This window comes from Desulforhabdus amnigena (genome assembly GCF_027925305.1).
In the GTDB taxonomy this organism is placed as follows: Bacteria; Desulfobacterota; Syntrophobacteria; order Syntrophobacterales; family Syntrophobacteraceae; genus Desulforhabdus; species Desulforhabdus amnigena.
On the sequence record NZ_BSDR01000001.1, the window covers coordinates 1397429 to 1418782 of the forward strand.

Sequence of the window (21354 nt, forward strand, 5' to 3'; positions counted from 1 at the left end):
TCTAATTAATAGATGTCAACAGCACTACTACAAGATGAAACATGGTTGAAGATCCTCCAATTCCTTCGCTCCTGTGTGGATGTTTACGTAGGAGAAGAAGGTGATTGCCGTCTTTTCATTGAGGCACTCCTTTGGATTACACGAAGTGGTGCTCAGTGGAGACTGCTCCCGGAGAAATTCGGTAACTGGAACAGTGTCTATAAACGATTCGCCCGCTGGTGTAACAAGGGTATCTTCTCCAGAATGCACGAGCACTTCATAGATGATCCCGATATGGAGAACTTCATGTTTGACAGCACCATTGTTCGTGCCCATCCCTGTGCTGCCGGAGCCCTCAAAAGATCCGGTGGACAAGAGACACAGGCTCTCGGGCGCAGCCGAGGAGGTTTTTCCACCAAGATCCACGTAGCGGTAGATGGCTTGGGAAATCCCCTGAGGTTCATTCTCACTCCCGGTCAGAAGAGTGACATCGAACAGGGACCGGCTCTTATCGAGGGCTTCACCTTCGCTCATGCACTGGGAGACAAGGGCTATGATTCGGATGCCTTCGTCCAGGCGATCACCCAATCTGGAGCTACTGCTGTGATTCCACCCCGGTCCAATCGCAAAGAGCCCCGCGAATACGACCAATGCCGCTACCGCGAACGACATCTGATCGAGTGCTTTATGAGCAAGATCAAACATTTCAGACGCATTTTCTCCAGATTCGACAAGCTCGACAGAAGCTTCTTGGGCTTTCTTGGCTTTGTCGCAGCTCTCATCTGGTTGAGGTGAAATGTCAACAGAACCTAGGGTTGAACAAATCTGGTTGCGTAATTATCGCGCTGGAGTACTTAGAGCCTATCCGAAAACCTACCTCGGCAGCGGGCCCCCCCCTTTAATTCCCCCCTCGAGGGGGGGAATTAAAGGGGGGGTCGCAAAGTCCACAGGTGGTTTCTGGATAGGTTCTTACTCCCTTTAGTCTGTACAATTAGTCTGTACAATCTGCATGATCTGTGGATCAATTTAGCCCGTTTTTCTCCCCTTCGGTTCAAGCTAATCCTATGAAATTCAATTCCTTGAGAGTAAAATTTATTTATAGGCTTTAAAATTGAGGTTGTTGAGGTTAGTATTTTACAAACGTTGTCATGTTGGTAAGCAGAGCAGTGTAAAGAGATGTGATCTGTGGCCGTTTCGAGCCATTGCGGTGTCTGGAAGACACCCATGGAAAGGTGGGGGGCATTTTCATTTGACTCCAGTAAAGGCCGATGGTAGCGTTACAAGGCAATAGGTATATACGTTAAGGCGCTTCAGGCAGCCTGCTTTCAGTGAGACAGAACTGAGTGTTTCAGGCAATGACCGTAAGGTCCACCCAATAACTTTATTCGTTCTACTTGCGAATCGGGAGCCATGTCACAGAAATTACGTCTTCAAGACCTTTTTGAGGGAACGCGTTATCAAAAGATCGTCCTGACCATAAGCGTTTTGGCATTCCTTGTTTTGGAATTGCTCATTTATATGGCCTCAGCCAGCCAGGCAGGACAAAAATCCCGTGTGATCATCACAGACACCGCCGGCAAGAAAGTCTATGAAACAGCCGGCACGGCCCTTACCAGTTACGAAAAACTGGTTTTCGAAAACAACTTTGGTTCCCTGGCCAATTACCAGGTCAACCTGGAGACAGAGGCCTTGCCCTTTCCATTCCGCGCCTGGGTTTCCGCTGCCGTGGGCATTCCTGTGGGGTTGATCCTCCTGGTTTCCTTTCTGGTGCGTGTTTATTTGTCCCTGTTGTACGGCGAGGAAAAAGAAAAACCGGACCCATCCAGTGAGGGGGCAGGGGATCTCAAGAAGAACCGGTTTGGATCCGTCCTCCATTCATTTCAATCCTTTCATGGAATTTCCATTTTTCACCTGGGATTCCTGGTCGTCCTGGGAGTTCTTCTTCTTTGGATGGTTCCCAATTTCCTGGGAGATTTCGCAAAAGTTACGATCACAGCCATACGGGAATACAAATGGTTCTTTCTCGGCAGTTCCATTTTTTTGGCTCTGATCATCACATGGATCATTTACCTGCGTTACAAGTTGTCCAAGCAGATGTTGGAAAATCAACTGCATCTCGAAAAGTATCGAGTAGAACAGCAGCTTCTCATGCAGCGTGAAACGCCGCCTCTGTTGCCCAGTCAAATGAACCAAATGAATGAGATTCAAGACCCCAGGTAAATTCGCCCGTCGGGAGAGGAAATACTGCATATGTGGTTCCGTCGTTTGTTTAAAGGTCGTCAGAAACCCGTGGAGGAAAGCGGAAATGTGGCTCAGCAAGATCCGCGGGAAGCAGAACAAAAAACCATCAATCAGGGCATCTACTATCTCTACCTGATTATCGGGGCACAGGTTCTTTTCGTACTGGGACTTGTTGCGGTGATCACCGCATTCGGAACGGTGATCATGACTCCCATGTGGGTTTACCTGGGAACTCTGGGGCTGGGGGTAGCCGGTATTGTTTATGTTTATCGCAAAGCAAAGCAGAAGTTCCTGAAGTTCAAGGAAGCATTCAGGAATGTGAATCTCTCCAACAGCAATTACGAAATCAGTTTCATGGGGGGGGTCTTCACCATGCGGGTGGAACAAAACGAACGCCCTCTTCTGGAAGCTCCCCCCAGTTCACCGGTTCTGGAGGCGGAAACGATCGAACCGCCATCGGCCCATTAGGAACCAGCCCCTTCTTTGCTGGGAAGGGCGCATACGAATTCCTCTGCGTCACGCCGCACGACGACAGTGTCTTTCAGCCAGTTTTCGTCGTCCTTCAGAGGATGGTCCAGGTTGTAGTGCAGTCCTCGGCTCTCTTTTCGTTGAATGGCGCACCGAATGATGAGGTCCGCTACTAGCGCCAGGTTCTGCAATTCCAGCAAATCCGCATTGATGGGAATGTTTGGCATATGTTCCCGGATTTCCATGCGGATCTGGGCAATATGGTTTTGAGCCAAAGTCAGTCTTTTGTCTGTTCGCACGATCCCTACGTAGTTCCACATCAACCGCCGAATGATATCCCAATTGTGTGCAATGAGAACCATTTCGCTGAGCATGGGTTCATTCTGGCTTCCCTTGCCGGCGAAGCATTCCGGTATTTCGGGAAGTTTTCTTTTACGCCATGAATCGATCTGACCGGCACAATCCATGGCGGCTTCATGCCCGTACACCATGGCTTCCAGCAAAGAATTACTGGCCAGTCGATTGGCCCCGTGAAGCCCGGTGCAGGCACATTCCCCTATGGCATAGAGACTTTCAATGCTGCTCCTGCCTTTCTTGTCTGTCAGAATCCCCCCGCACATATAGTGGGCCGCCGGAACTACCGGAATGGGATCAGTGGTAATATCGATCCCCAGAGACAGACACTTTTGATAAATATTGGGGAACCTCCGGCGCAGAAAGTCTGCATCCTTGTGGCTGATATCCAGGAAGACACAGTCGTCACCCGTCTTTTTCATTTCTGTGTCAATGGCCCGGGCGACAATATCCCTGAAAGCCAAATCCTTGAGAGGATGATAGTTCTGCATGAAAGCCCGTCCGCGCTTGTCGATCAATCGCCCCCCTTCCCCTCGAACGGCTTCGGAAATCAGAAAATTCTTGGCCTGGGGATGATAGAGGCAGGTGGGATGAAATTGGACAAACTCAAGATTTGCGAGGCGGGCGCCGGCCCGGTAGGCAATGGCTAGCCCATCGCCCGTAGCCACATCCGGGTTGCTCGTATAGAGATAAACCTTGCCGGCTCCTCCTGTGCAGAGCAGGACGGCATTGGCAAGAAAGCTGTGTATTTCCTGAGTCTCACTCTCCAGAACATATGCTCCCCGGCAAATATCCTGCTGTTGAATGGAAATGGAACCCGACCTGATGGATTGGTGTTGAATGAGAAGATCCAGGACAAGGTGGTTTTCAAAGATATGGATGTTGGGGTTCTCTTCGGCCCTGGCGATGAGAACCTTTTCCACCGCCTGTCCCGTAAGGTCTTGAGCATGGACGATACGATTGCGGCTATGCCCTCCCTCTCTGCCGAGGTCGAATGCATCGGCTTTGACGGTCCCCCGGTTGAAGGCGACCCCCATTTCCACGAGTTCCTGGATCCGTTCAGGTCCACATCGCACAACCATTTGGACCACGTCCTCATGGCAGAGTCCGTCGCCGGCAGTCAGCGTATCCTGAATATGGAGCTGGAATGAGTCATCCGGACCCAGAACCGAGGCAATTCCCCCCTGGGCATAGTTGGTGCTGGTTTCCAGCTTGTCCTTTTTGGTTACAATGGCGACAGTACCGGTGCGCGCTGCCTTGAGAGCAAAAGAAAGTCCGGCGATGCCACTTCCAATCACGAGATAATCAAACTGGTAGTTCATTATGAGCTTCCCATCGAGAACACGAAAGGCGTCACCCACAGGAAGGAGCGCCCCGTGAAGGTTAATTTTCCCTGGCGCTGAATGGCTGAAAACCAGGATCCATACTGATGATTCATTGACGGAAAGTCACTCTATTCCATACGGAAGAGCTTGTAAAGACTTCAAACTTCGCTCTTTCACATTATTGTAACGAGGTTGTAACCGAGGGCAAGGGAACCCATCATCCACTTTTTCACGCAAGATCGTGACTGGGACTAAAAATTCCATGTCATTTCATTTATAATAAAAACCTATCCAAAAACCTACCTCGGCAGTGGACACCCCCCTTTAATTCCCCCCTCGAGGGGGGACCAAGGGGGGTGTCGCAAAGTCCACAGGTGGTTTCTGGATAGGTTCTAAGTATATTTAAAATTTGAACAAGCTAGGTGAGATAAACCGAAAATTCTAATTCAGGGATTCCGTTCATGAAGCGTGTTTTTCAAAAGCTCCAATTCACGGCTCCACTCCAGGCCATCGTATTCGATTGTGATGGTGTGCTTTTCGATTCCAAACAAGCCAATGTCAAGTTTTACAGCCACATCCTCGAGCGATTCGGGCGTCCGCCGGTCAGTCACGAACAGGAAGATTTCATCCACATGTACCCGGTGCGGGAATCCCTGAAGTATTTGTTCGGAGAAGGAGAAGATTTCCAAGCGGCATGGGTCTATCTCAGGCAAATCGATTTCGGGGCTTTCAATTCGTACCTGCGCCGTGAACCCGGCCTGGTGGAAATTCTGGAAATGGCAAAAGCCAACTTCAGGACGGCTCTTGCCACCAATAGAATGGTCTCTACGCGGGAACTCCTGGCCCATTTCGATATTGAAAAATATTTCGACCTCGTGGTTTCCGCGTCGGACGTGCGTTATCCGAAGCCGCATCCCGAAACCATGGAAAAGATACTTGAAACTTTCCGAATTTCGCCGGCACAGGTCCTCTATGTGGGAGATTCTGCGGTGGACGAGGCACTAGCGGAAGCTACCGGAGTTTTTTTCGTGGCATACAAGAACGAAAATCTCAAGGCGCATATGCATATCCACCATTTTCAGGAACTCCAGCCGGTGCTCTTGTCTCAAAGGCCCGTTTCAGGAGGTTAAAAAGACAGTGAAAGCACGCGGGATACCTCTGCGCATTCTTCAATCTGTACGGGAAAACAAGGAAAATCTCTCCAGGCTCATTCTTCTCGGCACCGTTCATAATGATCCGCAGGGATTCAAAAGGCTCAGGGAATTTCTTGAAAGGGAAAAACCCGATTGCATCCTTGTCGAACTCAGCCCTTATGCTCTGAGATACCGTTTACGCCACCAGCGCTATTTGCATAAGACTCTGACCCGGAACCTCAGAAGTGCGGCTGCAGAATCCAACGTTCCTCTGATCGAGGCCTTTCAGCACCCGGAGGTAGCGGCCATCAGGAGGCAGATCAGCTTACCTATGGAATACAGGGCTGCTGCATCTTACGCCCAAACAGGGTTGAGCGGCGTGTTTCCGGTGGATTATTCCCTTTTCAGTCGCAAATGGATCGCTACCTGGCCGGAACTCCTCTCTCCCCGGAACCTCTGCATACTCCTCACCCAACCGTCGACCACTCGATCCATTTCCACTATTTATGACCTGGCTGCACGCTCCATGAAAAAAAATGCCTCTCCATCAATATTCTATGAAACGACTTTTCAAAAGAGTGAAAAAGATCCTTTATGGGCCGAGAGAGAGTACCACATGGCGATGCGGATCATCCATGTATTGCGCGCCTTTTCTCCCAAAAATCCGGTTTATCTGGGTGGATGGTGGCATCTTACCTCGGGCGGCCCGACCTCCACTCTGCGGGATTTCCTCGGAGTAGAACCTTCCAAATGCTTTTTGTTGGACCGGTCGCACATCGCTACAAACAGGTAGATCAGGAACCCTGAACCCTGTGAGGAGGCTTTTGATTCCTTTCCTTATATCTGAAGACAGCAATGCCGATTGCTTTTTTTGCCAAAAGGTGTTACTTAACAAACCTCATTTTGATTCACAAAAATGCCCTTGGTCGTGCTAGGTGGGGAGTTAGCGGTGCCTTGTAACCCGAAATCCGCTTAGCGGGGCTGAATTCCCTTTGAAGGGCGTGGGCTGGTACAGCCGTTTCTAATTTTGGCGTCGATTGGACACTGCGCAACAGACGAATATGAACCCCGTCAGGTCCGGAAGGAAGCAGCGGTAAGTATCCCCGGCTGTGTCGTGGTCTACTCTAATCAGATGCCAGAAGGTGGGCGGTTGATTTCCACTCGGTTCGACAAAGGGTGCACGGCCAGGGACTCTATATCCCTTCCTTCAGATTTCCTATCATTCTCGCCAAGAACAGCCGACCGCATAGTAGAAAACTTTTGTTTTTCAAGGGGTCACCCTGAAATACTTCTGCCTGCCAGGATGAGATATCCGACGGTTCATTCTCTCAGGGTGAGGTTCGATGTCATGACTCCGTAAATCACGATCAACAGGGAAACAGAGTAGGAAAGCAGGGAAACCAGCGTCAACCTGCGTTGAAGGGATGGAACCACCCCCTTGAGAGTCTCTATAGTGGAAAAAGGACCGATCACTCCCACCGCCAACCCGGATACCCCCCCCGCAAGAAAAGCGATATAGAGCGGATATCCCACATAGAGATACTCCTTTTGCAGGAGGCAGAAGGGACAGTGATGTGTGGGCAGTTCATAAAAATAGAGGCCAATGAAAGAAATCAGGGAGGCTATGCCGGCCAGAAAGTTCAAAAAGGCCACGAAAGAAAAGGTATAGGCCCCTTTTCCCCTTTTATAAAAGTGAATTCCCAAACCGATGGTAATGGCCATGCAGAGGTAATAAACCGTTTCAACCGCGAGGGGAGGCAAAGCAATGATACCCGAGACCACCCCTTCGGCATCGGAAGTAAAAAGCGTGCCGCAGCAGGAAGTGATGATATTCGGCTGCAGACCGAAGAAATAGGCCGCCTGCAGAATTGTTTCTGCAACGATGAACGGGGTGATGAAGAGCAGTAAAGCATATTTCTTGCGAATGAGGGGATAGTCGTACGCCCTGTTGTCCGTAAAATTCAGCACCAACCAGAGGCCCGCAAGAATAAAATTAAATATTTTCAATATGATGGTTGGATACCCCCATCGATTGACATTGAGAGACCCCGCAGCGCACATTGCTCCGACAAAAAGAGGCGCCAGACGGTCGACCGTATAAATGAACAGGAAGAACGAAAAGAGCTGAAAAGCGAAAGAATGGCTGATCAATGAGGAGATGAGATAGGTTCTTCTCTCGAGGTTGAGTTGAAGTTCGCTGCCGCTTTGGATATCCCAATTCCTGACGATCCGCACCGCATGGAACGCTGAGTAAAGCAGCATGAGACCGACTCCAAAAGAACCCATGAGAAGCCCCAGGATGGGAGCATGAAACACCATGAGAAATTCCTTTCAAAAGCCATTTTCTCTCAAAAAAAATACGCCAAGAGCCTATCAGGACACTTCAAATGGATTTTGGAACACTCTTTAGCTCCCTCACGGAGAAGGAAATTGAAGGGGGCTCTCCGTCGCCAAGGATAAATTTTCGGACAGGCTCTTAATTGCGACATGGTCATATTAATCACTGAGACAGAGAGGGTGCAAAGACAGACTCTCGGATGAAATTTCCTTGTTCCCCGTGGTTCACATAAAATCTGACAATGTCAAGTTAAGAAAGTCTTGAATCGACCAATTCTCCATCCCTCATGGCGACGACCCGGTTTACTACGGCTGCTTCGTGGACGATGGGGTCATGGCTCGCAATGAGGATGGTTTTCCCTTCCTCCTTGAGATCACCGAGGATTGCCATGAATTCCCTGGAAAGCTTCGTATCCAGGTGAGCTGTCGGTTCGTCGGCGATGATCACCGGCGGATCGTTGATCAGCGCCCTTGAAATGGCCACCCGCTGTGCCTCCCCTCCCGAGAGCCATTCGATTTTAGAACTTGATTTATTTACCAGCCCAAAAATATCCAATAATTTCAGTGCCCTAATCTTGAGAGAAGCATAGCGTTCCCCTGTGGGATAAGCGGGTATCATGACATTTTCAAGAACCGTGATCCCCTTGATAAGATTGTACTGCTGGAAGATGAAGCCAAAGGTCCCGCGCCTGATCTCGGCGAGAAACCTTTCAGGAAGGCTGGTGATTTCCCTATCCATGAGCGTAATGCGTCCCGCGGAGGGTCTTGCCATGCACCCCAGGATGCTCAGAAGGGTCGTTTTTCCCGACCCGCTCGGTCCCGTCAAAGCTATGACCTGATGGGCATCAATAGACATGGTGATTCCTCGAAGCGCAACAAACTCGTTGGGTTTCCCCGCGTTGAACACTTTCCTGACGGCATTCAGGTGAATCATAGTATGTTTCCCTTTTATGATGAGTGGGCTGGATTAAAACTTTGCTTCAGAGGCTGTCTGAAAATTCCTCTGCTTGGGAGCCGAACCTGCTTCGATTCCCCCCTTCAGGGGGCCTCTCACTTGATGGATTCCCGCGCAGGCTTTCAGTAAAATGCGGCCGGGACAGCCGCGCTCCCAGGAAGCCGATTTTATCCGTACAGGGCATTATGGATCACACATGGTCGGTTTCCATATCCCCCGGCATCGATCTCATGCCCGCATCACTGAATCCGGATCGATCGTGGCCGCTCTCCAGGAGGGAATGATGGTCGTCACCGTATAGGGAACGACAGTGAGGAAGAACATGGATGAAAGATGGTGCAAGTTGATGAAGGGGGTGAGTCGAAAATGAGGATAAAGGGTGGACCACCCCTTGACAGTGGATTCAAAAAGGATGAAAGACCCGAAAAATACATGAACATAAGCCAATAAAATCCCAAGGGAAAAAGCGGAGGAAGATATCAAGACCCCTTCCCAGAATTTCATGGTCAGAATATCGGAGGTTTCCCATCCTAATGCTTTCAAGGTGCCGATCTCTCTTTTCTCCTCCGCACTGAGTCCTGTCGCCTTGTCCCAGGCCAGGATGACGAAAGCAAAGGCGGCCCCGGACAGAATGACGATCAAGAGCCCTCCCCGCCAGTCAAGAACAGCATCGTAGGTCCTGGATATTTCCTCTCTCAGTATGGGACGCGTGTCCGGAAAAAGCTGTTTGATTTTAGTCGCAATGGTAGGAAGTTCGCGCGTATTCCTCACGGTCAGGACCAAATCCGTGGCCATACCTTCCGGCAGAGAGAAGATCTTTCTGAAATCGGCCTCTGAAATCAATATGAGGTCGGAAGAGACCAGTTCCGATTCCGCTGAAAAAACATCCTTGATCTTCAGAAAAAGATACGAGCCGTCATAAGTCTTGAAAGGGATGGCTTTATTTTCCTTCACAAGGAGGCTTCGCACCACGCCGTTTCCAACGGAGATCAACCCGGGCGTATCGTGGATGTCCTCCTTGACAACCAGTGTATAGTTGGCGCCGTTGGTCGCATCGTAGTAATAACCCCAGAGCCTGGATTTTACGGACTGAACTCCTCTGATCTCTTTAATGGCGTCCATATGGCTGACGGGTATCAGATCATGCCGGCCTGCGACCAGTCTTTGGACGACCATCTCGGGAGTATCCGTCAAAACCAGGGCCGCTTCCCTCTTCATGGAATTCGTAAGAAACATTACGGATGCCACCAGGAATATGACAAAGGTATAGACCACCAAGAGCGAGATATTCTTGCCTTTTCTTCTCAGGAGGGAAGAAAGCGTGTAATCGATGATGTATTTTTGTTTTTCGAAAGAAGGCATGCTCTCACCGAATACTCTTGTGTTTCAAATGCGGAGGCAGTGGCATTACGGAACCGGACGGAAAGTGTTCGAAGGAGAGGGGATGATCCTGAAACGGAGTGTTCAAGTCGGCCATGGTGGGATGGCGGGTATAGCGCGCATCTGTAAAAAGGCACAAATCGGTCAACTGAAGTTTCCCAACCAGTTCCCTCTTTTCGTCGAAAAGAGGCGCGCTCTTTTTTTGCGTGATGGACGCATGAGCGAACATCAGCCCCATCAAGACGCAATTCACTATGAAAAAGATAAAAAGGACGTGAGACTTCCTTTCGAACATCAGTCCAGACTCTTTAAGATATCATGGGTGATTTCATCGAATTTATACAGTGCCTTACCACTATGATCCACCATGAATTCCCGGGCATCCTCTTCCTTTTCAAAGGGGATCAGTTCCTTGCCCATGGGGCCATAGATATCGCTTCCCACGACATAACAAGCCTTGAAGGCGTCGATCAGATTCAAAGAATAATAATCCGTCACGTAGAGAGCTCCGATATCTGCCTTTTTTTTGGATGGGTTGTATTTCTCTATATGGAAGTAATATTTGAGCATATCCTTGACACCATCGAACATGGCATAAGTCCCGTCCTGGAAAAGGATCTCTGCGACAAAATCGGGATACTTGTGAACAAACATCCCACAAACCGGGCATTTATCCCGTTCGGTGGGCGTGATGGGCTTCATGTCGCCGGCCAATCCACCCGGAGCTGCCATCAGAAGAGCAAAAACGACGATCCATAAAATTTTCACCGATTTTCCTTTCCTTCGTAATGCGATTCGCCCTTATCTTGCAAGCCACCCGGAAAAGCCACCCCAGCTTCCGAACCATTGCCGCAAGTTATCTCCACTGGCACAGAGATTTCCCCCTACTGCTTTTTCTGTTCCATCTGCATCTTCCTCATTCTTCTCTTCTCGCGAATCATCTTCGTATCCGAATACATATCTTCGTAGGTCGCTTTCATTACGTCATCGAAAGAAGCCGGAACGCCACCGTTTTCTTCGATGAATTTTAAAGCGTCCTCTTTCGTCGCGAACGCCCATTTGGCATTCCTGGTCATGACCCCCGGTTTGTTCCCGCCGATGACCCAGAAAGCGGTTTCGGCATCGATGAGCTTCCTGGTGTTATAATCTCCCACTTGAATCGATTGGGGAGTTTTGTCTATTTTTTCCGCCAGGTCAATCGCCGCACAATGAACGCTGCAAGTACCGAGAGTGGTTCCATCATCAAACTCTATGAAGATTCTGCTGTGAGCGAACATCTTTCGGTCCATTCCACAGTGTATGCAAGAGGGATACATCTGGATGTCGGCCGATTCTTCAGCGAACGCTCCCGAACTGGTGACAAAGAACGCAAACATAATGCAAAAAGCAAAAATTCCTTTTTTCACTTCGAAGTCCTCCTTCTTTTTGTAAAAATCGAAGTATCCCTCCTGGAATCGAAAACGAGATGCCACAAGGCGGTTTTTTCGTTCGAAAATGCAGCCTTTCCACTCTCAACGTTCATCCCGCTTTCCCTATTGCCAGCATCTATTTGCCTTTTTCATTTTTCGTTGTGAACGTTCCGGTCATGGGAGTTAGGGACATTGAAAATAGTGATCCTCTAGAAAACAGAACATGTTGCCATGGTGCATAGTGCAAAATAGAAGGTTTCAATGACCCGGCCCTGCCAAAATATGAGCTTTCCGGGTCGTCTGACTATAGCTTGCGCCTGAGAAGGACAACACCGGGAGGCTCCCATCCAAGGGCACGGTAGAAAGGCACAGCGTCATGCCACACATCAGCGATCAGGATGTGAACGCCTCGGTCCGCGAGCTGCATCTCGATGTGCTTCAGAAGTCCCTTTCCGATGCCTCGCCCTTTTTCGGTTGGCGCGACAATCAGTTCGCTGAGGTATGCCCGAAAGCCGAGATCATGGGCACACGCAAAGCCGAGGATATGCGCGTTCTCTTCCCATACGAGCGCCAGACCGGCTGCGGTACCGATAGCCTTGACCAAAATCTCATCAGACCAGTCACCCTGCCAAAAACCTGGCTCTGACTCCATCAGTTCGCGAATTGCCGGAACATCTTTACGCTTTGCTACTCGAATCATTCCTCCTCCCCGCTGCCACCGGCCACGCAAACATGAATCAGCAGGCTGTTGAAAAACTTACAAACGCCAGTGCATGTCACTTCACTGTTCATATATGCACTTATCTGCACTTTTATGCCAACAATATTTGCATTTGCGTCTTCTATTACGAGCATTCCCCTTGTTTTTTTCCGGAACTCTTACCGTTATCGAAAACAAGAAAGCAAGCCGACAGCAATTCTCATTTTGAAAAACCTACACCCCCCTGCCCCCCTCGAGGGAAGACAGAACTGAAGGGCAGAATGCCTCTTCCCGGCTTCCGTAGTGCAGCAGGGCTTTTGCCGTAACTGAGAGTTCCGCATCTTTCAAGATCTCTTCCGGAGTCCCCTCGGCAACGATTTGCCCCCCGCTTTGCCCGCTGCCGGGCCCCATGTCGATGACATAATCACTCGCCCAGACGAGATCCATGTTGTGTTCGATGACCACGACGGTGTGCCCCCGCCTTGTGAGGGCATGCAGCACATCCAGGAGTCGCTTCACGTCGGCGCGATGCAAACCGGTGGTGGGTTCATCCAGGATGTAAAGGGTGGGAATTCTGTTGCTTCCCAGTTCCCCCGCCAGCTTGATCCTTTGAGCCTCTCCCCCTGAAAGGGTCGGGCTGGGCTGCCCCAGTGTCAGGTATCCCAATCCGAGATCGCTCAAAATTTGCAAGGGCCTTGCAATCTTCGGATAAGCCTCGAAGTACTGGGCCGCTTCTTCGACGCTCATGGACAAGACGTCCGAAATATTCCTGTCCCTGTAGGTGATACTCAGGGTTTCGGCATTGAAACGCGATCCCCGGCAGGTTTCGCAGGGCACGAAGACGTCAGGCAGAAAATGCATCTCCACCCGGGACTCCCCCTGCCCTTTGCAATCTTCGCAGCGTCCGCCCTTGACATTGAATGAAAAACGCCCTGGAGAAAACCCTCGCGCCCTGGCTTCGGGGAGCATGGCGAACAACTTGCGGATTTCATCCCATACCCCGACATAGGTTGCGGGAATGGACCTTGGAGTCCGCCCGATGGGATTGTGATCCACCTCGAGGACGCGGTGAACCGCTTCGAAACCCGCCATACTCTCCCAACCATCGGATTTTCCTGCATACCGCCTTCCGAGCTGTTCCAGAAGCCCATGATAGATCACTTCGTGTACCAGCGTGCTCTTGCCGGCCCCCGAGACTCCCGTCACGCAGGTCAGGGTGCCGAGGGGAATACGCACGTGTACGTTTTTAAGATTTCTCGCTTTTACTCCGAAAAACTCCAGCCATCCCGAGCTGCCGGGCACATTTTTTCCGCTTATCTCGAAAAGCTCTTCCAGGGGATGCCCGAACCACTGCCCCGTGAGCGTCTGCTGATCGCCGCACAAATCGGAAAAATCCCCCTGAGCCACCAGTCGTCCGCCTCCCTTTCCCGCTTCGGGCCCCAATTCCATGAGGGTATCTCCCCGTTTCATGGTTTCGGCGTCGTGCTCCACCACCACGATGGTGTTCCCTTTCTCTTTGAGCTGCTGCAGACTGGTCAGCAGCCGCTTGTTGTCGCTGGGATGCAGTCCGATGGTCGGTTCGTCCAGGATGTAGCAGATGCCCCGCAAATTGGAACCCAGCTGAGCCGCCAACCGGATGCGCTGGGTTTCCCCGCCCGAGAGGGTGTCTCCCGAGCGGTCCAGGGAGAGATAGTCGAGCCCCACTTCCCGCAGGAAAGCGATTCGGTCCAGGATTTCTTTGGTGATAGGCCCCGCAATGGGTGATTCGTGGGGTTCAAACAGGAACGATTGCCATTGCTTCTGAAAATCGGAAATGCTGAGCCGTACCAGTTTCCCGAGAGTCCATCCCTTGAACCGGACGGACCGGGCCTGGGCATTGAGGCGCTCTCCTCCGCAGGAAGAGCAGGGAACATCATCATATAAAGGTTCCAACGCGCCGGGGGCCTTATCCATTTCCGTCATTTCGGCAATCATGGCAAGAAGGCCCTGGGATTTTCCCTTATCTCCATTCAGCATGACATTTCGCGTCTTCGCGTCGATCTCGCGAAGGGGCTTTTCGGGATCCACCCCGAGGTTTTCGATCCAGTACCGCTCCATCCTGCGCCCCGGGGCCTTGAAATCATTGCACCAGACAAAAGATCTGAGGAACTTGAGAAGTCCGTCCTTCAGAGGAGTCTCTTCCGGCCCCAGGAGCCTCTCCAGATTGAGACGCCTGTCCGTGCCGATTCCATTGCATTGGGGACAAGCTCCGTGGCGGCTGTTGAAGGAAAAGAGCCGGGGATCGAGAGGAGCCAGTCCCTTCCGGCAATGGGCACAAAAGAGATGTTCGCTGTAGACCTTGTGACTCTCCCCTTCCAGGTGCAGGGAGCCTCCCCCGAGAGCAAGAGCCTGCCTCACTTTTTCAGCCAGTTTGCCCCTGGGATCTTCCGAGGGCCCCACTGCCGCGACCAGTACCTCGATGTCATGCTCCCGGTGCCGGGCCAGAACGGGCAGGGGTTCCAGGGGAAGCCATTTTCCGTCCACACGGACCGCGTCAAATCCCATCTTCTTCAACCGCAGGAAAAGTTCCCGGTAGATGCCCTTTCGGCCCCGGATCAAGGGAGCCACCAGTCGGATTTCCCTTTCTGCGGCTTCCTCCTCCACCATGGAAAGGATTTGATCGAAGGTGAGAGCCGTCAATTCCCGGCCGCAGTCGGGGCAGTGCTGGCGCCCCAGCTTGGAATAGAGAAGCCGCAGAAAATGATAAATTTCCGTGACGGTGGCCACCGTGGAGCGCCGATTGAGCTGACTTGTCCGTTGCTCGATGGCGACGGTGGGAGGCAACCCCAGGATCTGGTCCACATCCGGCTTTTCCAGGATTTTGAAATACTGCCGGACATAACTGGAAAGACATTCCAGGTAGCGGCGCTGCCCTTCGGCAAACAAAACATCGAAGGCAAGTGTGGATTTGCCGGAACCGCTCAGACCCGTCAGAACTACCATCTCATCTCTGGGAATGCGAATTTCTTCCAACTGAAGGTTGTGCTCACGAGCTCCCCGGATAATGATGGAATCGGGAAATACGGGAAAAGGACTGTTTGAAGGGGCCGGTCCCATGCAAGACGGCTCGACGGAAAGGGACGATTCTCCAACGCCGTGAACGCGGATCACCTCCTCAGGATAGGTTTCATGAGCTTCACCGATTTCCGTTCCATGATCGTGCTTGCTGGAAGAACGATCGAAGATCGCGGGGCCTGCGGAAAATTCCCGGGAAGGTCCAATTTCTTCAAAACGCTGCTTCAAGAATTTGCCGGTGCGGCTCTCGGGATGAACCGACACCACATCCGGCGTCCCCTCCACCACCACCGTTCCTCCCCCCTCACCGCCTTCGGGACCCAGGTCAATGAGCCAGTCGCATGCCTGGAGCAAATCCAGGTTGTGCTCCACAACCAGCACGGTGTTTCCCATATCCACCAGTCTCTGAAGCACATCGAGCAGCTTTTGCATGTCATGGGGATGCAGCCCCGTGGTGGGTTCATCCAGAAGAAAAAGATTGTGATTCCTCTTTCCTCTCTGCGTGGACCGGGTTTTGCCGGATGCGAGGTAGTGGACCAGCTTCAACCGCTGGGCCTCTCCTCCGGAAAGGGTGCTCAAAGGCTGGCCCAGCCGCAGATAGTCCAGCCCGATGGCCACAATGGGTTCCAACGCTTTCACCAGGGGTTCATGATCGGCGAAACGTTCCAGGAGTTCCTGAGCGGTGCATTCCAGAATGTCGCCAATGGAAAGCCCCTGGATGCGAATGTCGAGAATTTCCTCTTTAAAGCGGCGGCCCCCGCACTGGGGACACCGGATGAAGACATCCGCCAGGAACTGCATTTCCACACGTTCGAACCCTTCGCCCTTGCAGAGTTCACAGCGGCCTCCGGGCACGTTGAAGGAGAAGTGCGCAGCGGAATAGCCTCGCGCAGCAGCTTCGGGAGTCTGAGCCAAAAGCTTTCGCAATGGATCCAGGACCCGCGTGTAAGTCAGAAGATTGGCTCGCGGAGTCCGCCCGATGGGCTGCTGATCCACCAGGACCATTTCGTCGATCTCCCCGGTTCCCTCCAGACCTTCACAGGCGCCCGGAGTGTCGGTAGGCTTGCCGACGGACCGCAGCCAGTTGTAATAGAGGGTTTTTTCCATGAGCGTGCTCTTCCCGGAGCCTGACACGCCGCTCACTCCCACGAGCAATCCCAGGGGAAACCGGACGGTGATATTTTTCAGGTTGTTTTCGCTCGCCCCTTTGACTACAAGAGCTTTCCGCCAGTCCGGCGAGCGGCGTTTTCGAGAGGAACCGACGGCAAGTCGCCCCCCCAGATATCCTCCCGTGAGACTGCGTTCGCATGCGGCCAATCCCATGGGGGGGCCCTGATAGATGACTTCCCCGCCCTTTTCTCCGCCGCCCGGTCCGATATCGATCACTTCATCGCAAAACCGGATCATGTCTGGATCGTGTTCCACCACCACCACGCTGTTGCCCAGTTGCACCAGGCGGTGCAGCTGGGTCATGAGGCGCTTCTGATCCCTGGGATGTAGCCCCACGCTGGGCTCATCCAGCACATAGAGCACATTCACCAGCGCCGACCCCAGGGCGCGCGTGAGGTGCACCCTCTGCACTTCGCCCCCAGAAAGGGTGCGGGACTGCCGGTCCAGGGAAAGGTATTCCAGCCCCACCGAACGCAGGAACTGGAGGCGGCTCTGGATTTCACTCACCAGAAGCGCTGCAGCCGGGTCCGATTCCAGTTCGGGCCAGGGCTTTGAGAAAAAAGCATGGCAGCGCTCTATGGACCAGGCTCCCAGGGTCCCTATATCCACTCCCCGCAGGCGATAGAGAAGCGCCGCATCCTGATACCTCGTGCCCCCGCAGGCTTCGCACGGCGCATAGGCCCGGTAGCGGGAGAGGAAAACACGCACGTGCATTTTGTAAGTTTTGGTCTCCAACCATTCGAAGAAACCTTGAACACCATAATAATCCTTCGTTCCCGCAACGATCTTCCGGCGCGACTCTTCGTCCAGCTCCTCAAAGGGGACATCGACGGAAATTCCTTCCGCGCGGCAAAAGTCCAGCAATTCCTCGTATTCCGTCCGGTCCGTCCCCCAGGGTTTGATGGCTCCATCACGCAAGGATTTCTTTACATCCGGTATGACCAGGTTCATGTCCACACCGATGGTCCTGCCGAAACCCTTGCATTGAGGACATGCCCCGAGAGGGCTGTTAAAGGAAAAAAGATTGGGGGTGGGAGGTGGAATCACCGTCCGCGTTCGGCAATGGGCACAGGTGAGGTCGCTGCTGAACCATCGTTCTTCGTCGGGCAGGATAATGACGGCCAGCCGCCCCCGCCCCGCTCTGAAAGCGGTGGAAAGGGAGTCCATCACACGCTCCTGCGCGGCCTTTCCCCAGGAAAGTCTGTCCACGACCACCAGCATTTCACGGCCCTTCAACGATTTTATCTCGGCCGGTTTCAAGGACTCCAGGTCCAGGGTCTTCCCCTGAGAATAAAAACGCATGAATCCTTCAGCAATGAGGTGTTGCGGCCAATCTTTCGAGTCTGGGGGCGTATAGGGAAAAGTGATGAGCACCCGACTGCCCTCGGAAGTACTCTTCAGATGCTGAAAAATGCTTTCCGGCGTGTCCCGAAGGATCGGCTGCCGGCAGGTAGGACAATGGGGCACGGCGAGTCGCGCGTAAAGCACTTTGAGATAGTCGTTGATTTCCGTGATGGTCCCCACGGTGGAGCGCGAACTGCGCACGGCCGTTCCCGATTCGATGGCGATGCTCGGGGGAATTCCCTCGATGAGCTCGGCTTCGGGCGGGTCCATGCGTTCCAAAAACTGCCTGGCATAGGGGGAGAATGTTTCGACGTAGCGCCTCTGCCCCTCGGCGTAAAGCGTGTGAAGTGCAAGGCTTGACTTGCCGGAACCGCTCACTCCGCTCACAGCGATCAGCTTAAAAAGAGGCACATCCAGATTCAGGTTTTTGAGGTTGTGCTGGCAGACTCCACGCAAACGAATGATTCGATCGTTATTCAACTCTACTGACTCCATTCCGAAAAAAAATACGCCGTAAGCAGGCAGGCATCGCTTCTTGAGCTTTTCAATTTAACTCATGTCTTTCCCGTTGGGAACGGGTGGAAGATTCCCGGAAGATATCCCGTGAATGTTAAAGAATATTGCTTGCAGGCTTACGAATTCGAGCAAGCATTTCCTTGCCGTCTACATCCGACTGCCTACTGAACGAAACTATTCCTTGATCTTGCACCTTGCAACGGATAAGAATTCTTCACATCATCCAAAAAACGCATGAAGATTCTTTAACTCAGATCCAAAGGAATTCATGAAAAACGAGACCACCACCAAACCGACCCCTATGATGCAGCAATACCTGGAAATCAAGGCCCGGTATCCCGATGCCTTGCTGCTCTACCGCATGGGGGATTTCTATGAAATGTTCATGGACGATGCGGTTACAGCCGCTCCCATTCTTGAAATTGCCCTCACTTCCCGCGACAAGAATTCCGAAAATCCCATCCCCATGTGCGGCGTTCCCTATCATGCGGCCGAGGGATACGTGGCCAGGCTGGTGGCCTCGGGAAGGAAGGTCGCCATCTGCGACCAGATCGAAGATCCCAAAAAGGCAAAAGGGCTGGTTCGCCGTGAAGTGACGCGGGTCATCACTCCCGGACTCATCCTTGAAAGTCAAAATCTTTCCGCCAAAAAGCCCAACTTTCTTGCAGCCGTCTCCAGGTCAAAGCGCGCGATGGTTTTCGGACTCGCTTATCTCGATGTTTCCACGGCAGAATTCAGAGTCGTGGAAGTCGATTCAGAAGAGGCGCTGCAGGAAGAGATCCTTCGAGTTTCTCCCAGGGAGCTGCTGATCCCCGACGGAGAAGATCCCCTCTGGGTGCATCAGCTTCAGAGGAGAATGGATTTCACCCTGACCTCCCTCGACCGGATAGACTTCGACAGACACCGTTCCGAAGAGCGGTTGGTGGAACATTTTCAGGTTCATTCTCTGGAAGGATTCGGAATACAGAACATGGAACAGGGGATCGAGGCGGCTGGGGCCATCCTTGCATACATGCAAGCCAATCTCCTGGGAAAATGCGATCACATACGAAAGCTCCTTCCCTACAGCCGCTCGGACTACATGATTCTGGACGAAGCCACCGTACGCAATCTGGAAGTCTTCCAATCTTCAAGCTTTCAGGGACGCCAGGGTTCACTTCTCTCCGTTCTGGATCGAACACGCACTTCTATGGGCGGCCGCAAGCTTCAACAATGGCTGCGCTATCCCCTGCTGGATCTGGACCGGATCAAAGCAAGGCAGGAAGCGGTGGCGGAGCTTGTAGAACATGCCGAGCTTCGAACGGAGATTTTGAATTGTCTCGAGGGGATGAACGATATAGAGAGACTCAACAGTCGAAACTGCACGGGGACCTCCACACCGCGCGACCTGGTGGCTTTGAAAAAGTCCCTCCAGGTTTTGCCCGCCTTGAAAAAGATGCTCCACTCGTGCCGCAGTCCCCTGCTCCAAGAGCTCGACCAATCATGGGATGAACTGAGCGATGTGGCGGAACTCCTCGAGGCGACTCTCACCGACCCGCCTCCCCTCACTTTGGCTGCGGGAGGGGTAATCCGGCAGGGAGTTCACCAGGAACTCGATCATTACGTGCGCCTCAGCCGGGATGCCAAAAGCTGGATGGCTGAATACGAGGCCAGGGAACGTCAAGAGACGGGCATTTCCTCCCTCAAGGTCCGGTTCAATAAGGTTTTCGGATATTACATCGAGCTTTCCAAGTCAAATCTCTCCGCGGTCCCTTCTCACTATTTCAGGAAGCAGACCTTGGTCAATGCAGAACGCTTCATCACCGAAGAGCTCAAGACCTTTGAAACGCAGGTTCTGGAAGCGGATGAAAAGCGACAGGAACTGGAACAGCAGCTTTTTGTGGAGCTTCGTCAGGCGATCGTGCAGGAAAGCGAACGTATCCAGTCCATGGCCGGGAATGTGGCACGGCTGGACTCTCTGGCATCGTTGGCGGAAGCGGCTGCTAAAAATGACTACTGCCGGCCGGTCCTGGACGGGGGAGAGGTCATTTCCATACGCGACGGGCGTCATCCCGTTATCGAACAGTTCCTGCAGGAAGGCAGCTTCGTTCCTAACGACATTCACCTGGATCAGGAAAAACAGCAGATCATTATCCTCACCGGCCCCAATATGGCTGGAAAATCCACTATCCTGCGTCAGGTGGCGCTCATAGTCCTTATGGCTCAAGTGGGGAGTTTCATCCCGGCTTCAGCCGCCCGGATCGGTCTCGTAGACAGGATATTTACCCGCGTGGGCGCATCGGACGACCTCGCCCGGGGACGCTCCACCTTCATGGTGGAGATGCAGGAAACCGCCAACATTCTCCATCAGGCCAGCCCCAGGAGTCTGATCATTTTGGACGAAATCGGCAGGGGAACGAGCACCTTTGATGGTTTGAGCATCGCATGGGCCGTAGCAGAGCATTTGCACGATTTCAAAGATGTTGGTATAAAGACTCTTTTTGCCACGCATTACCATGAGCTCACGGCCATGTCGGAGACCCGCCCGCGGGTAAAAAATTTCAACGTGGCAATCAAAGACTGGCAGAATGAGATCCTCTTTTTCCACAAGCTGCTCCCTGGAGGGGCCAACAGAAGCTATGGTATCCAGGTGGCTCAACTGGCAGGCATGCCCCAGGAGGTGACCCAGCGTGCCAAAGAAATCCTTGCGGGTCTGGAAAGCGGGCAGACATCTCTCGTTCCGAGGCCGGGGCCGGAACAAAGAAGGAGCCGACGATTCAAGGAAGAAGACACGGCGATTCAGCTCAGCCTTTTCAAACCATCCCTGCAATGGCTGCGGGACCAGATCATGGCGCTGGACCTCGATCATGTGACTCCTTTTACCGCCCTGCAAACACTGTATGCTCTCAAAGAGCAGATACGAAACGGCGGCATGGAGCCGGAGAAGAAGATTGCTCCCCATGAAACGGCCGGTCAGGTTCTAAGAGAGATAAGCAAGAAAAGATGATTT

At 52.4% G+C, this 21354-nt stretch carries 15 protein-coding genes and 1 other RNA gene; 7 read left to right on the plus strand and 9 right to left on the minus strand.

Annotated elements, in window-relative coordinates:
• The first annotated feature begins 12 nt into the window (after window positions 1-12).
• The 3 genes from QMG16_RS06035 (at window position 13) to QMG16_RS06045 (ending at window position 2688) form a co-directional block, all read left to right on the plus strand.
• A complete protein-coding gene (locus QMG16_RS06035; protein WP_281792066.1) occupies window positions 13-774 on the plus strand; it encodes an IS5 family transposase in 762 nt (253 codons plus the stop codon).
• A 615-nt stretch (window positions 775-1389) separates the two neighbouring features.
• Entirely contained in the window at window positions 1390-2199 is an 810-nt protein-coding gene (locus QMG16_RS06040) for a hypothetical protein (protein WP_281792983.1), read from the plus strand.
• Between the two features lie 30 nt (window positions 2200-2229).
• Complete coding sequence (locus QMG16_RS06045) at window positions 2230-2688, plus strand: hypothetical protein (protein ID WP_281792984.1); 459 nt, start codon at window positions 2230-2232, stop codon at window positions 2686-2688.
• Here QMG16_RS06045 and nadB read toward each other — a convergent pair.
• Window positions 2685-4364 carry an L-aspartate oxidase gene (nadB, locus tag QMG16_RS06050; RefSeq protein WP_281792986.1) on the minus strand — a complete coding sequence of 560 codons (1680 nt, stop codon included), beginning with the start codon at window positions 4362-4364 and terminating at the stop codon, window positions 2685-2687. The two genes, QMG16_RS06045 and nadB, sit on opposite strands and share 4 nt — an antisense overlap.
• Before the next feature lie 464 nt (window positions 4365-4828).
• Here nadB and QMG16_RS06055 point away from each other — a divergent pair, with 464 nt between their 5' ends.
• The 3 genes from QMG16_RS06055 (at window position 4829) to ffs (ending at window position 6684) form a co-directional block, all read left to right on the plus strand.
• Window positions 4829-5497: an HAD family hydrolase gene (locus QMG16_RS06055; RefSeq protein WP_281792988.1), complete on the plus strand. Its 669-nt coding sequence runs from the start codon at window positions 4829-4831 to the stop codon at window positions 5495-5497.
• 7 nt (window positions 5498-5504) lie between these two features.
• A complete protein-coding gene (locus QMG16_RS06060; protein WP_281792990.1) occupies window positions 5505-6293 on the plus strand; it encodes a hypothetical protein in 789 nt (262 codons plus the stop codon).
• Between the two features lie 133 nt (window positions 6294-6426).
• An RNA gene (gene ffs / locus QMG16_RS06065) (signal recognition particle sRNA large type) lies at window positions 6427-6684 on the plus strand.
• Between the two features lie 136 nt (window positions 6685-6820).
• Here ffs and QMG16_RS06070 read toward each other — a convergent pair.
• From QMG16_RS06070 to uvrA, 8 genes are all read right to left on the minus strand, one after another.
• Window positions 6821-7819 carry a hypothetical protein gene (locus QMG16_RS06070; RefSeq protein WP_281792991.1) on the minus strand — a complete coding sequence of 333 codons (999 nt, stop codon included), beginning with the start codon at window positions 7817-7819 and terminating at the stop codon, window positions 6821-6823.
• Between the two features lie 268 nt (window positions 7820-8087).
• Window positions 8088-8771, minus strand: a complete 684-nt coding sequence (locus tag QMG16_RS06075; RefSeq protein ID WP_281792992.1) for an ABC transporter ATP-binding protein — start codon at window positions 8769-8771, stop codon at window positions 8088-8090.
• Window positions 8772-9020: 249 nt separating this feature from the next.
• Entirely contained in the window at window positions 9021-10154 is a 1134-nt protein-coding gene (locus QMG16_RS06080) for an ABC transporter permease (RefSeq protein WP_281792993.1), read from the minus strand.
• 4 nt (window positions 10155-10158) lie between these two features.
• The gene (locus QMG16_RS06085; protein WP_281792994.1) at window positions 10159-10467 is read right to left on the minus strand and encodes a hypothetical protein; all 309 of its coding nucleotides are present in this window, start codon (window positions 10465-10467) and stop codon (window positions 10159-10161) included.
• Window positions 10467-10940 carry a nitrous oxide reductase accessory protein NosL gene (locus QMG16_RS06090; RefSeq protein ID WP_281792995.1) on the minus strand — a complete coding sequence of 158 codons (474 nt, stop codon included), beginning with the start codon at window positions 10938-10940 and terminating at the stop codon, window positions 10467-10469. The genes QMG16_RS06085 and QMG16_RS06090 overlap by 1 nt, the downstream gene beginning before the upstream one ends.
• A 116-nt stretch (window positions 10941-11056) precedes the next feature.
• Window positions 11057-11578, minus strand: coding sequence for a nitrous oxide reductase accessory protein NosL (locus QMG16_RS06095; RefSeq protein WP_281792997.1), 522 nt, complete (start codon window positions 11576-11578; stop codon window positions 11057-11059).
• A 307-nt stretch (window positions 11579-11885) separates the two neighbouring features.
• A complete protein-coding gene (locus QMG16_RS06100; RefSeq protein WP_281792998.1) occupies window positions 11886-12281 on the minus strand; it encodes a GNAT family N-acetyltransferase in 396 nt (131 codons plus the stop codon).
• Between the two features lie 234 nt (window positions 12282-12515).
• Complete coding sequence (uvrA, locus tag QMG16_RS06105; protein ID WP_281793000.1) at window positions 12516-18329, minus strand: excinuclease ABC subunit UvrA; 5814 nt, start codon at window positions 18327-18329, stop codon at window positions 12516-12518.
• A 304-nt stretch (window positions 18330-18633) separates the two neighbouring features.
• Here uvrA and mutS point away from each other — a divergent pair, with 304 nt between their 5' ends.
• Window positions 18634-21351 carry a DNA mismatch repair protein MutS gene (gene mutS / locus QMG16_RS06110; RefSeq protein ID WP_281793002.1) on the plus strand — a complete coding sequence of 906 codons (2718 nt, stop codon included), beginning with the start codon at window positions 18634-18636 and terminating at the stop codon, window positions 21349-21351.
• Window positions 21352-21354: the final 3 nt, after the last annotated feature.